Origin of the sequence: Xanthomonas sp. NCPPB 3569 (genome assembly GCF_041475645.2) — a bacterium.
Taxonomy (GTDB): Bacteria; Pseudomonadota; Gammaproteobacteria; order Xanthomonadales; family Xanthomonadaceae; genus Xanthomonas; species Xanthomonas phaseoli.
Genome location: NZ_CM192969.1, coordinates 69,515 through 83,730, shown reverse-complemented (window position 1 = coordinate 83,730; position 14,216 = coordinate 69,515). Strand labels below are relative to the sequence as shown.

Genomic DNA, 14,216 nt, shown 5'->3' with positions numbered 1-14,216 from the left:
CTGCCAATCGACAGCGGCACGGTGTGCTGTATATGGTAAACCGGTGTCATTGGCAATGTGCACTGCGGCATTGTGGTCGCGGCGACGAAGTGACCCTGGGAGGGGTGAATGGAACAGACACGCCAAACGCGTGCTTCGAACGCGCTCTTGCGCGCCACGCGGCGTGGCCTGGCGGCGGTCGTGGTGAGCGCGCTGCTGGCCGGCCCGGTGCCGGCCGAACGACCGAGCGCCGACACTGCCGCCGAACAGGCCAGCCGGATTGCGCTGTGGCCGACGCCGCTGGCACCGGGGGATACCGCGTTGCCGCAACCACAGCGCATCGTCGAGCGCAGCAGCGATCCGGCGCGGCCGGACCGCTACATCCAGCAGGTCAGTACGCCTTACATGGTGGTCTACCGGCCCAAACAGCCCAATGGCACCGCCCTGCTGGTCACGCCTGGCGGCGGCTACCAGCGCATCGTGCTGGACAACGAGGGCAGCGCGCTGGTGCCCGGCTTTGTCGACGCCACCGGCATCACCCTGTTCGTGCTGCGCTACCGGCTGCCGGGCGAAGGCCACCCGAACGGCGCCGACGTGCCGCTGGCCGATGCGCAACGTGCCTTGCGGCTGATCCGCGCCAACGCGGCCCGCTATGGCATCGATGCGCAGCGCGTGGGCGTGATGGGCTTTTCGGCCGGCGGCCATGTCGCCGCCAGCCTGGGCACGCGCTACGCCGCGCAGGTGTATTCGCCCATCGACGCGGCCGATGCACTGAGCGCGCGACCGGACTTCCAGTTGCTGATCTACCCGGTGATCGACATGGACAGCGCCAACGCGCACAAAGGCTCCCGCGACCGTCTGCTCGGCAGCGCCCCGAGCCAGGCGCAGGTACAGGCCTATTCGCCGCAGCGGCACGTGGACGCGCGCACGCCGCCCACCTTTCTGCTGCATGCACAGGACGATACCGTGGTGTCGGTGCACAACAGCCTGCTGATGCACGCTGCGCTGCTGCGCGCCGGGGTGCCGAGCGAGCTGCATGTATTCCCGCAGGGCGGCCATGGTTTCGGTGCCGCCAGCGGCAGTGGCCTCACCGTGTCCGCGTGGCCGCAGCTGGCGCAAGCCTGGATCGCGCATGTCACCAAGCCGCAGCCGCCTGTGGCCAAGCTCGCGTCACCCGCACCCGCGAAGGAAATGGCGCGATGACCACACAAGCCCTCCCTGATACGCGGCGCCGCACGCTGCTGCGTGGTGGCCTGCTCGCGACAGCGGCAGCAACGCTTCCCGGCTTCGCTGCCACGGCCGTACGTGCACCGCCACGCGACGAGGGCGCGCCGCTGGCACGCGTGCGTGGCGGCGCGCTGCTCGGCTATCGCGACCAGGGTATCTGCGTGTTCAAGGGCATCCCGTATGGCGGCGACACCGCCCCGCAGCGCTTCCAGGCACCGTTGCAGGAAACGCCGTGGCAGCACGTGCGCGACGCCAACGATTTCGGTGCAGCGGCGCCACAGCTCAAGGCCAGCGAGCCCACCAGTGAGGACTGCCTGTTCCTCAATGTGTGGACACCCGGTCTGCGCGATGGCGGCAAGCGGCCGGTGTTGTTCTATATCCACGGCGGCGGCTACACCACCGGCTCCGGCAGCGACCCGCTCTACGACGGCGTGCGCCTGTGCAAGCGCGGCGACGTGGTGGTGGTCACCGTCAATCACCGGCTCAACGTCTTCGGCTATCTGTCGCTGGCGCAGCTGGGCGATGCCAGTTTTGCCGACTCCGGCAATGCCGGGCAGCTGGACCTGGTCCAGGCCCTGCAGTGGGTGCGCCAGCATGCGGCCGAATTCGGCGGCGACGCCGGCAATGTCACGGTGTTCGGGCAGTCCGGCGGTGGCGCCAAAATCGCCACGCTGATGGCGATGCCGGCCGCGCGCGGGCTATTTCATCGCGCCTGGACCATGAGCGGACAACAGGTCACCGTGGCCGGGCCGCGTGCGGCCACCCAGCGCGCGCAGCTGCTGCTGGACGCGTTGAAGATCTCGCCAGATGAGATCGCGCGCATGCGCACGTTGCCTGTGGCCCAACTGCTCGCCGCCGCGCAAGTGCGCGACCCGTCGCGGGTGGAAAACACCGCGCTGTATTTCGGCCCGGTGCTGGATGCGCGCAACGTGCCGGTGCATCCGTTCTGGCCCACTGCGCCGGTGCAGTCGGCGCGCATCCCGATGGTGATCGGCAATACGCGCGATGAGACGCGCGGCTTTCTCGGTCACGATGCGAAGAATTTCGCGCTGAGCTGGGACGAGTTGCCGGCCAGGCTGGAGGCGCAGCAATACGTGGACCTGTTGCCGCAGGTGGTCATCGCCGAATATCGGCGGCTCTATCCGCAGTACACGCCGTCGCAGGTGTTCTTCGCAGCCACCACCGCCGGCCGCTCGTGGCGCGGCGCTGTGGAAGAAGCCGACGCGCGTGCCCGTCAGGGTGCGCCGACCTGGGTCTATCAACTGGATTGGGGTTCGCCCCTGGATGGCGGCAAGTTCGGCGCCTTCCATACCCTGGATATTCCGCTGGTATTTGACAACGTGCGCCAGCCGGGCTCGCGCACCGGCGATGGTGCCGATGCGCAGCGCATGGCCGAGCAAATGAGCGAGGCGCTGATTGCGTTTGCGCGGCATGGCGACCCCAATCGTCGCGGTGCGCCGCACTGGCAGCCATTTTCCTTGAAACGGCGCGAAACACTGGTGTTCGATACGCCAAGCCGCCTGGAACTGGATCCGCGCGGTGGCGAGCGCGTGTTGTATCAACACGCGCCCTTCATTCAACGCGGGACGTTTTGATTGCCTGGGGCGCTCGAACACCGCGCGTGGCGCGCGCGCTCAGGCCTCACCGTGCAGCGGGCACCGGTGCGTCTGCCTCGATCACACCTTCGCGCTTGAGCGCTTCCCACAGCGTCGACGGAATCGCCACCTGCATCGAGCTCGCATTGGCCCGGGCCTGCTCGGCCGTGCGTGCACCGGGAATCACGGCCGACACCACCTGCGGGGCCGCGGCAAATTGCAGCGCAACCGTGCGTAGATCCACACCATGCTTGTCGCAAATGGCCAATGCCTTCTGCCGCTTGGCAGGCGCCCACGATGGAATGGTGCCGTCGTAGAGATAACGCTCACGCCCGGCCAGATAACCCGCCAACAACGGTGCACCAACCACCACCGAGGCGCCGTGCCTTGCGATCTTCGGGAAGGTGTCATGCAAGGCCTGCGCATGGTCGAGCAGCGAGTATTGGCAGGCGAGCAGGAAGATGTCCGGGTCGGCCTCTTCGATTGCACGCAGGGCCGGCTCCGGACGATTGACGCCAAAGCCCCAGGCCTTGATCAGGCCCTCCTTGCGCATCTTGGTCAGCTCCGGCATCGCGCCCTTCACCGCCTCGGCGAAGCGCTGCTCCCACGGCATGCCCAGGTCCTTTTCGTTCTCTGGCGAGAGATCGTGGATATACGCGATGTCGATCTGCGACACCCCCAGACGCTGCAGGCTGTCTTCGATCGAGCGCCGCACGCCGGAGGCGCTGTAGTCGTAGCGATAGTCGAACGGCGAAGGTCGCTGCCACATCGTCTTGGGCGGCGTGTCGGTCGCGGTGAGCAGGCGCCCGACCTTGGTCGACAGCACGTACTCGTCGGCCGGATGGGTGTGCAGATGATGGCCGGTACGTCGCTCCGACAAGCCCAGCCCGTACCAGGGCGAGGTATCGAAATACCGCACGCCCGATTCCCATACCGCCGCCAGCGTCTGCTCGCTCTGTGCGTCGGTGGCCGGCGCAAAGCCATTGCCGATGGCCACGCCACCGAAGCCGAGACGGCTGCGCGGCCGGTAGCGTGCGCCCTTGACGACCGGATTGGTCGGCAATGCGCCCGCCTCGGTGTTTCCGCGCGTGGGCATCACGCTGCCCGGCGCCGACGATTGCGCCATCAACGGCGCAGCGGCCAATGCCGCGGTACCGGCCGCGGCAGCAGAAAGGAATTGGCGACGTGTATTCATGGGAATTCCCTGCAACAACGTGGCCCACGAGCATGGCCCCGCCGGTGTGCATGCCGAGTCAGCGGACTCAGCCCACCGCGAGTTGCTGCACATGCGCGCGTGGCGCGCCATCGCCCAGCCACAGCAAGGCCACACTAATCGGCAGACGGAAGCGGCGCGGCCCGGCGCTGCCCGGATTGAGGTACAGCACCCCATCGTGCATGCGCACCAGCGGCTTGTGCGAATGGCCGCTGATGACGACGTCGGCCTGCACCTGCGGTGCCAGCGTCTTCAGATCGTGCAGCACATGGATGCGCACGCCCTCGATCTGCAGATCCAGCGTCTGCGGTAAACCCCTCGCCCACGGCTTGTCGTCGATATTGCCTGCGATGGCGTGCAGCGGTGCCAGTGCCCGCAACGCCTCAAGCACCTGTGGCGTGCCCACATCGCCGGCATGGATGATCTGCGTGCAGCCCTCGAGCGCGGCAAGCGCCTGGGGCCGGAGCAGGCCGTGCGTATCGGAGATCACACCGATTCGCGCGCCGGTGCCCGTCTCGCCGTCACCGCGTTTGGGCATGATCATCAAGACGACCTGCTGCCGGATGTGTTGCTGTGCGGTTGTCGGCCTGCAGGGATCGATGCCATCGCAACCGAGTGGGAGCACAGCAATGCAAGCGATGCCAGCGCATGACCTACCCCGTCGAGGAGAGCCGGATGCATGACGCAGCTGCCGCCCACCACCGGGCCAGTAGCCCGATGGTAGGCGCAGGCGGCATCAGCCATACGGCGTCAGCACGATGGCGCCCAGCGGTGGCAACAACAGCGGCAGCGACTGTGCGTGCCCGTGCATGGATTGCTGCTCGGCCGTCACGCTGCCGCCGTTGCCCAGGTTGCTGCCGCCGTAGAGGCCGGCGTCGCTGTTGAACACCTCGCGCCACTGGCCGCCTTGGGGCACGCCGATGCGGTAGCCGTGCTGCACGACCGGGGTGAAGTTGATCACCACCAGCACCGGTGCGTCGCCGCGTTTGCCTTTGCGCAGGAACGCCACCACGCTGTTGCCGGCATCGTCGCCTACTACCCAGGCGAACCCGGACGGATCGTCGTCGTGCGCATGCAGCGCCGGGTATTGCACATACAGCCGGTTCAAATCGCGCACCAGCGTCTGCACACCACGATGGCGCGGGTCGTCGAGCAAGTGCCACGGCAGGCCGGCGTCGTGGTTCCATTCGCTGGGCTGGCCGAATTCGCAGCCCATGAACAGCAACTTACGCCCCGGGTGGGTGAACATGAAACCCAGGTAGGCACGCAGGTTGGCGAAGCGCTGCCAGTCGTCGCCCGGCATGCGGCCCAGCAACGAACCCTTGCCGTGCACTACTTCGTCGTGCGAGATCGGCAGCACAAAGCGCTCCGAATACGCATAGACCATGCTGAAAGTCAGCTCGCCGTGGTGGTAGCGGCGATAGATCGGATCCAGCCCGGCGTAATGCAGGGTGTCGTGCATCCAGCCCATGTTCCACTTGTAGTGGAAGCCCAGGCCGCCGTGCGCCACGTCGGCGGTGACACCGGGAAAGGCCGTGGATTCCTCGGCAATCATCACCGCACCCGGGGTGTGCTCGCGCACCACCGCGTTGAGCCGGCGCAGGAACGCGATGGTCTCGTAGTTCTCGCGCCCGCCGTGGATGTTGGGTATCCACTCGCCGGCATTGCGGCTGTAGTCGCGGTACAGCATCGAGGCCACCGCATCCACGCGCAGGCCATCGACGTGATAGCGCTGCAGAAATTCCATCGCACTGGCGATCAGGAATCCGGACACCTCGCGGCGGCCGTGGTTGTAGATCAGCGTATTCCAGTCGCGGTGGAAGCCTTCGCGCGGGTCGGCGTGTTCGTACAGCGCGGTGCCATCGAAGTGCGCCAGGCCATGCGCGTCGGTCGGAAAGTGTGCCGGCACCCAATCGACGATCACGCCGATGCCTTCGCGATGGCAGCGGTCGACAAAGCGCGCAAACCCATCGGGCGTACCGAAGCGCGCGGTCGGCGCGAACAGACCCAAGGGCTGATAGCCCCAGGAGCCGCCGAACGGATGCTCGCTCACCGGCATCAACTCGACATGGGTAAAGCCCATATCGGCCACGTACGGAATCAGGCGGTCGGCCAGGCCATCCCAATCCAGATCCACATCCGCTTCGCGCAACCACGAGCCGGCGTGGATCTCGTAGATGCTCATCGGCGCGTCGTGGGCCTGGCGGCGCGCACGCGTGGCCATCCAGCCGTCATCGCTCCACTGATGCGGCGTGGGATCGGCCACGATGGACGCCGTGCCCGGCGCAAGCTCCGCGCGGCGTGCTACCGGGTCGGCCTTGGCCGGCAGTTCGTGCCCGTGCGGGCCGCGCAGCTGGTACTTGTAATGCGCGCCGGGGCCAACGTCGGGCACGAACAACTCCCACACGCCGGCCTGGTGCCGCAGCCGCATCGGATGGCGCCGCGCGTCCCAGCTATTGAAGTCGCCCACCACCGCCACGCGCGAGGCATTCGGTGCCCAGATGGCAAAGCGCGTGCCGCGCACGCCGTCCACTTCCACCACGTTGGCGCCCAATGCGTCCGCCAGTTGCAGATGGTGGCCTTCGCTGATCAGGTGCAGGTCGAAATCGCTGAGCTGCGGGCCGAACGCGTAGGGGTCGGCGGTTTCCTGCTCGCCACCGGGCCAGCCGATGCGCAGCCGATATCCGCCCTGGGCCGGCAACTCGCCGGCGAACAGGCCCGGCTCCGGGCCGGCATCCAGCGCGATCACCTGCCCGTCGTCGAGCACCGCACTGACGCGGTCGGCGCCGGGGAGATAGGTGCGCAACACCCGCCCGTTGTCGGACGGGTGTGCGCCCAAGACGGCAAACGCATCGCCGTGGCGCGCCTCTGCCAGGGCGCGTACCACGCCGGAATCCCATCGATTGCTCACTGCTGTCATTACTCCACTCATCATGTGTCTCCTGCACCGGCGCGTGCGCGTTGCAGGATGCGTCGCAAGCCTTCGATCGGCACCATCAACCAGCCAGGACGATTGGCCGCTTCATAACGCACTTCGTAGCAAGCCTTCTCCACCAGGAACAGCAAGGTGGCTGCATTGAACGCCGCCGGCGCAATCCACGGATGGGCGCTGGCGTCGAGCACGGCATGGTAAGCGTCCAGGAAGGCTTGTGTGGAGCGGCGGCGGAATTGCACCAGGAATTCGTCCAGATGCGTGTCCACCCCGACCCCCGCGCGGGCGGCGGTGCCCTCCTCGCCCCGTGCCGATACTTCGCTGGCGTAATCGAGCGAGCGCAGGAAGCCGGCCACATCGCGCAGCGGGCTGGCCTTGGCGCGGCGTTCGGCCAGCGGCTTGGCCGGCTCGCCTTCGAAGTCGATCAGCACCACATCGTCGAAAGCCACCAGGATCTGGCCCAGGTGGAAATCGCCATGCACGCGCGTAAGCAGGGAATCGGCCAGCACGCTCGGCGCCTTCGCGAGCAAGGCATCCAGCTGCGGGCGCTGCGCCAGCACCGCTTCCAGCGCCTCGCGTTCGGCACTGTCTTCGCTGCCGGACAGGCGTGCATTGACGGTGTCCCACATCTCCTCGACCTGGCGTCCCACCCCGGCCACCACATCGTTGGCGGTGGGCAGGTCGATGCGTTGCGGCGCGAAGTCGGCATCGTCGGTGGCGCGCGACAGCGCTTCGTGCAACTCGGCCAGGCGCTTGCCGACCACCGCGGCGAAGGCGTCGTAGCCGGCGACCGCTTCGGCGCGCGCTTCGTCGGTCTGCGCGGTGGCGTATTCGTCGAAGCTGCGCGCCAAATGGTCCAGCGTCCAGCGCCAGGCATCGCCCTGGTTGCGGATGAAGCCCTGCAACAACGCGATGGTGGTGACGGTGCCCTGCCCGTCGATGCGGCTGACGCTGCCCAGCAGCGGCGCGGCATTGGCGTAGCCCATCTCGGTCAGGCGGCGGCCGATCTCGATCTCCGGGTTCGCGCCCACGGCCACATGCCGCAGCAGCTTGAACACGGCCTTGTCGGCGACCACCAGCGAGCTGTTGCTTTGTTCGGCCGACAACCAGCGGATTTCCGGATCTTGCGGGATGTCCAGCGTTGCCAGTGCCGGGGTGGCTTCGAAGCAGACCTGCCCCTGTTGCGAGGCATCGTCGCCATCGCAGAAATCCAGCACTGCGTTGCTGCGCAGCGCATCGATCACGCCGCGCACCATGGGCTTGAGCGCAAACGCATCGGTGAGATACCCCACCTCGCGGCCCTGGCGCACACGCGCCAGCGCCAGCCGCTCGGCCAACGTGCTCGGCTGCTCGCGCTCCCACACGATGCCCACCGGCAGCATGTAGCGCTCGTGGCGGCCGTCTTCCAGCTCTACCTCCAGCTCCAGCAGCGTCATCGGCTCATCGCCCGGCAGCGGCGTACGGCGCGCGATGCGCACGCTGCGCAGCGCCTGGTCCTTGGCCGAGAACCAACGCCGTGCCGATAGCCAGGCCGGCAGGATCTCCCCTTCCAGGGTGGGCAGATGCGGCAGCAGTGCAGCGCTTTCGTCGGCATCGCTGCGCAGCACCAGCGTGCGGTAATCCGGCAGCGGTACCGGGCTGGGAACATGCCAGTCCGGCAGCGTGCCTTCGCTCACCAGCTGGAAGGCATAGAACCCGAACGGCGGCACCGTCAGCAAATAGGTCAGCCGTCCGATCGGCGGGAAGCTGCCGCCACCGATGATGTCCACCGGCACGCGGCCTTCGAACTCGGACAGATCCAGCTCCACCGCCTGCAGCGTGTGCGAGAGGTTGGCCACGCACAGCACGGTTTCGTCCTGATAGCAGCGCAGGTAGGCCAGCATGCGGCGGTTGCCCGGGTACAGGAAGCGCAGGCTGCCGCGGCCGAAGGCCTGGTAGCGCTTGCGCACGCTGAGCACGCGGCGGGTCCAGGTGAGCAGCGAATGCTGGTCGCGGATCTGCGCTTCCACGTTCACCGCCTGGAAGCCGTACAGCGGATCCATCACCGGTGGCAGCACCAGCTGCGCCGGGTCGGCGCGCGAGAAACCGCCGTTGCGATCGATCGACCATTGCATCGGCGTGCGCACGCCGTCGCAGTCGCCCAGATGGATGTTGTCGCCCATGCCGATCTCGTCGCCGTAATACAGCACCGGCGTGCCGGGCATGGTCAGCAGCAACGAGGTCATCAGCTCGATGCGGCGGCGGTCGCGCTCCAGCAACGGTGCCAGGCGGCGACGAATCCCTAAGTTGATGCGGGCGCGGCGGTCGGCGGCATAGGTCTGCCACAGGTAGTCGCGCTCCGAATCGGTGACCATTTCCAGCGTCAACTCGTCGTGGTTGCGCAGGAAGATCGCCCACTGGCAGCTCTCCGGAATCTCCGGGGTCTGGCGCATGATGTCGGTGATGGGGAAACGGTCTTCGCGCGCGATGGCCATGTACATGCGCGGCATCAGCGGGAAGTGGAACGCCATATGGCATTCGTGGGCGTTCTGGCCGAAGTATTGCTGGGTGTCTTCCGGCCACATGTTGGCTTCTGCCAGCAGCATGCGGTCCGGGTATTCGGCATCCAGCGTGGCGCGGATCTTGCGCAGGATCGCGTGGGTTTCGGGCAGGTTTTCGTTGGAGGTGCCCGGGCGCTCGATCAGATATGGCACCGCATCCAGGCGCAGGCCATCCACGCCGCGATCCAGCCAGAAACGCATCACTTCCAGCACCGCTTCCAACACCGCTGGATTATCGAAATTCAGGTCCGGCTGGTGCGAGTAGAAGCGGTGCCAGAAGTACTGCCCGGCCACCGGGTCCCAGGTCCAGTTGGATTTCTCGGTATCGCAGAAGATGATCCGCGTGCCTTCGTATTGCTGGTCGGTGTCCGACCACACGTAGAAGTCGCGCTCGGGCGAACCGGCCGGCGCATTGCGCGCGCGCTGGAACCAGGGATGCTGGTCGGAGGTGTGGTTGATCACCAGCTCGGTCACGATACGGATGCCGCGCGCATGCGCCTGCGCCACCAGCTGCTCGAAATCTTCGATGCTGCCGTAGTCCGGATGCACCGCCATGTATTCGGCGATATCGTAACCGTCATCGCGGCGCGGGCTGGGATAGAACGGCAGCAACCAGATGGTGTCCACGCCAAGTTCGGCGATGTAATCCAGCTTGGAGATCAGCCCCGGAAAATCGCCGATGCCATCGTCGTTGGAGTCGAAGAACGACTTGACGTGCACCTGGTAGATGATCGCGTCCTTGTACCAACGCTGGTCGGCAACCACCGCAGACTGCTCTGCGTCGGCTTGTAACGATGCCACTGCATTCATGCGACCTCTCCTGCGCGGATGCGCCATAACGCGAACGGTCGCGTTGCCTCTAGACGGATGTGTTGGTACTTGCCGTGCCACTCAAAGCGGTGCCCGTCCCACAGATCGTCCACGGCAACGCTGGCGTGATCGGGCAGGCCCAGCTCCCACAATGGGATTTCGATATCGGCGTCCTGCCCGGCATGCGGGTCCAGATTGATCGCCACCAGCACCATGCTGCGGCTGCGCGACAGGTAACCCGCATCCAAAAACTTGCCGTAGTACAGCACTTGGTCGTTGTGCGCCTGGTAGAAGCGCGTGCCCAGGTGCGACTGCAGTTCCGGATGCATGCGGCGTAGCTGGTTCAAGCGGGTGATCTCATCGACGATGTCGCCGGGCGCCCGTTCAGGCCACGCGCGCAGCTGGAATTTCTCCGAGTCCAGGTACTCTTCCTTGCCCGGCGCCAGCGGCGTGGCTTCGCAGAGCTCGAAGCCCTGATACATGCCCCATAACCCTGAAAGCGTGGTGGCCAGCGCGGCGCGGATCAGATGGCCGTTGCGCCCACTGGTCTGCAGGAACAGCGGATTGATGTCCGGCGTGTTGACGAAAAAGTGCGGGCGGAAACATTCGCGCGGCACGCCCTCGTTCAACTCTTCCACGTAGGCCTGCAGCTCGTGCTTGTGGTTGCGCCAGGTGAAGTAGGTATAGGACTGCGAAAAGCCGCACTTGGCCAGCCGGTACATCATCTTTGGCCGCGTGAACGCTTCGGAGAGGAACACCACATCCGGGCGCCGGCCGCGCACATCGGCAATCAACCATTCCCAGAACGGGAACGGCTTGGTATGCGGGTTGTCGACCCGGAACAGCGTGACGCCTTCGTTGACCCAGAACAGCACCGCGTCGCGCAGCGTGTTCCACAGGTCCGGCACGGCGCCGCTGGCGTAGAAGTCGACGTTGACGATGTCCTGGTATTTCTTGGGCGGGTTCTCTGCGTACGGAATCGAGCCATCCGCGCGCCAGGTGAACCAGTCCTTGTGCTCCTTCAACCACGGGTGGTCGGGCGCGCACTGGATCGCGAAATCCAGCGCCACTTCCAGGCCCTGCGCGCGCGCGGCCTGGATCAACCGGCGAAAGCCCGCCAACCCACCAAGTTCGGCATGCACCTCGGTATGCCCGCCATCGCTGGCACCAATCGCATACGGGCTGCCGGGCTCGCCTACCACCGCCGTGACCGAGTTGTTGCGGCCCTTGCGGTTGTTCAGGCCGATCGGATGGATCGGCGGCATGTACAGCACGTCGAAGTTCATCGCGCGGATGTGCGGCAGCCGCTTGATGACGTCGTCGAACGTGCCATGCCGGCTGACATTGCCACTTTGCGAACGCGGAAACAGTTCGTACCAACTGGCAAAGTGCGCCGCGCGACGCTCCAATTCCACCCGGAAGGTGACCGGGTATTCCGAGCGGAACGGCTTGTCGTCGGCCAGCGCCATCGCCTGCGCGGTGTCCGGCTCCAGCACGATGGCCAGCTGCTGCAAGGGTTCGCTCTGCGCACCGATACGGGTCAGCACTGCCTGCAGGCGCTCGGCCAGCGCACCGTCGCTGCGCGCCTGTGCGGCCTGCACGGCCGCAATCGCTTCCTGCACATCGACCGGTAATACCGTGTTGGCAGCGCGTTTCTTTTCCAGATCCGCGTGCAGGGTGGCGAAGACATCGCGCCAGGCTTCCACGCGGAATTCGTAGGTGCCGATGCGTTCCAGCGGAAACTCCGCACGCCAGCGGTCGTTGCCCAACGCACGCATAGGCGCACTGGCCCAGGCCTTGGCATCGGCCGGACGCCACAGCACCGCCACCGCAATGCGGTCGTGTCCATCGCAGAACGCGTCGGCTTCAACACAGATGCGGTCGCCCACCGTGCGCTTGACCGGAAAACGGCCGTTATCCACCGATGGCGTCACCGACTCGATGCACACGCGTGGCCAGGTGCCGGCGGCCTGCGCACGCGGGCGCATGCGCGGCACTGCCAGCACATGGCGCGCCGGCACGCTGCGGTACACGCGTACTTCGCCCGGCTCCAGCGCTTCCAGCGTAGCCCCGGACAAGGTGCGGCCATCTTCGGCCACCAAGGCTTCGGCATCGCCGAGCAGCCGCAACAGGTCTGAGGCCGGCACCGGCACCACATGCCGGGTGTCGCCATTGATCAATAACAAGGAGGGCAAGCCGCCCAGTGGCTCGATCGCCACCGCGGTGAGCCCGGTCGCCTCACGCAGCAACGGGCGCAACCGCATGCCCGCATTGCTGGTCGGCAGGCCATCGGTGGCACGGATCGACGATGGCAATGCCGCCAGGTGCGCGTCGTCCAGCAACCATGCCCCGCCCAATGCCAGCGCCAGTTGCCAATGCTGCTCGGGCGCCGCGGCGCGCTTGCCATCGGGCGCATCCAGCACCGCGACGACCTGCGCGGCCAGCGCGCGCAGTGCGCTGTCTTCGTCGAAGAACCAGCTGCCACGGCCATCCCACCAGGCAAGCGACGAAAACGCCGCATCGAACCCGGCACCGGCCAGCTGCTGTAATGCGTCCAGCCCCAGGCCTGGGGTCCACGCGGCAAACACCACGTCCGGCGCCTGCGCGTGCACGCGCGCAATCAACTCGCGCCAGCGCTGTACCGGGACCTGCTGCGGCTGCAACAGGCGGAAGCCACCGACGCCCTGGCTCACCCACTCCAACAGGCGCGCGCTCCACCACTCCACCAGCGCCGCACCTTCCTGCGCATAGGCAAAGCGGGCTTCGGCCACCTCCGGCGTCGCACGCGGCTGACGCGGGTCCGGGACCGTGGTGCTGCGCGCGCGGAACCACTGCGGGTTATCGCGTACCACCGCACTGGCACCGCCCACTTCGTCCAGGCGCACATCGATCAACAACCTGACGCCCGCGTGGCGCGCCGCCTGCGCTGCCTCGTGCAGGCGCTGCGCCTGCGTCTGCGCACCGGCCGCCGGCTCGATCAAACGTCCGTCGGCATCGCGCTCGAAGGGTGCGGCCATCACCACGTAATCGCAGCCGGCCTCACGCGCCGCCACGCAGCGCCGCTCCAGCCCGGTGGAGTCCTTCAGTGCTTCATTGAGAACACAGATGCGCATGGTGCCCCCGCTAGCGAATAACGGCGCGCAGGGGCACCGTTACAGGTGGAGCCAGCGCAAGCTTGCCGTCTAGCAGTGGTGCAAGCCCTTGCTCGCCACTCGCCGCGCCATTACCTATCCGTACCGAACCTTGCCGTATTGACGCCTGCCGGCACGCTGCCCGATCGCCCCTACCACCCGTGACTGCACTCATGCGCAACTCCGCAACGATTCTTGACCCATGCAGTCAAGCACCCCCCCTGCGAATTTCATGTGTCGGTGGAATTGACGAAAATCAAACAAGCGCGGCTGTGGTGTGTCAGCGGGGCATCAAAGCGCCGCTAGCCTGCGCACGCGCCACGGCGTGACAAGCGCCACCGTAAGCAGGTCGTGCAAGCTGCGCACTGGTGTAGAGGAAGCAAGTGGATGCAGATCACATTGCGAGCTCAGCGATGTGTCTTAGGGCGCGCTGCAGCCAACACGTCCACATGCGACGTGAGCCATAGGGCAACCTCCTTGGCCAGCGAGCGACGACAGAGACGTTGTAAGCGGCACAGTGCTGTCGCGTGGGCTGACGCCAATCGACTCAACCAGCCATTACGTACACAGGAAGCCACGACGCCGAGGCGCTGCACGCTAAGCGTTCATTGCAAGACCCCACCATCTTCGAAGCTCAGTTTTCGCCCGCTGCTTCCACAGTTGGAGCCATTATTAGTCGCTGCGCTAAAAACAGGTGTATTCCCATGATTTTTTTAAATAGTGTTTTATTTATTTAAAACTTCGATTGTTTTGAAATCAATCCACGGAAATTTTTAAAACTTGGTCGAA

General features: G+C 66.2%; 7 protein-coding genes. 2 read left to right on the top strand and 5 right to left on the bottom strand.

Features of this window, described 5'->3' with window-relative positions; translation table 11 throughout:
* Positions 1–108: 108 nt before the first annotated feature.
* Both ACCQ03_RS00310 and ACCQ03_RS00305 read left to right on the top strand, forming a co-directional pair.
* The gene (locus ACCQ03_RS00310) at positions 109–1,182 is read left to right on the top strand and encodes an alpha/beta hydrolase (RefSeq protein WP_057678720.1); all 1,074 of its coding nucleotides are present in this window, start codon (positions 109–111) and stop codon (positions 1,180–1,182) included.
* Positions 1,179–2,801 carry a carboxylesterase/lipase family protein gene (locus ACCQ03_RS00305; RefSeq protein WP_139790948.1) on the top strand — a complete coding sequence of 541 codons (1,623 nt, stop codon included), beginning with the start codon at positions 1,179–1,181 and terminating at the stop codon, positions 2,799–2,801. The genes ACCQ03_RS00310 and ACCQ03_RS00305 overlap by 4 nt, the downstream gene beginning before the upstream one ends.
* 46 nt (positions 2,802–2,847) lie before the next feature.
* On the opposite strand, the gene ACCQ03_RS00300 is transcribed toward ACCQ03_RS00305, so the two are convergent.
* The 5 genes from ACCQ03_RS00300 to ACCQ03_RS00280 form a co-directional block, all read right to left on the bottom strand.
* Entirely contained in the window at positions 2,848–3,996 is a 1,149-nt protein-coding gene (locus ACCQ03_RS00300; RefSeq protein WP_150145283.1) for an aldo/keto reductase, read from the bottom strand.
* 67 nt (positions 3,997–4,063) lie between these two features.
* Entirely contained in the window at positions 4,064–4,558 is a 495-nt protein-coding gene (locus ACCQ03_RS00295; RefSeq protein ID WP_209227431.1) for a metallophosphoesterase family protein, read from the bottom strand.
* Positions 4,559–4,750: 192 nt separating this feature from the next.
* Positions 4,751–6,934: a 1,4-alpha-glucan branching protein GlgB gene (gene glgB, locus ACCQ03_RS00290; protein WP_209227441.1), complete on the bottom strand. Its 2,184-nt coding sequence runs from the start codon at positions 6,932–6,934 to the stop codon at positions 4,751–4,753.
* A gap of 11 nt (positions 6,935–6,945) precedes the next feature.
* A complete protein-coding gene (treS, locus tag ACCQ03_RS00285) occupies positions 6,946–10,296 on the bottom strand; it encodes a maltose alpha-D-glucosyltransferase (protein ID WP_209227429.1) in 3,351 nt (1,116 codons plus the stop codon).
* Positions 10,293–13,409: a maltotransferase domain-containing protein gene (locus ACCQ03_RS00280; protein ID WP_057678725.1), complete on the bottom strand. Its 3,117-nt coding sequence runs from the start codon at positions 13,407–13,409 to the stop codon at positions 10,293–10,295. The genes treS and ACCQ03_RS00280 overlap by 4 nt, the downstream gene beginning before the upstream one ends.
* Positions 13,410–14,216 lie beyond the last annotated feature (807 nt).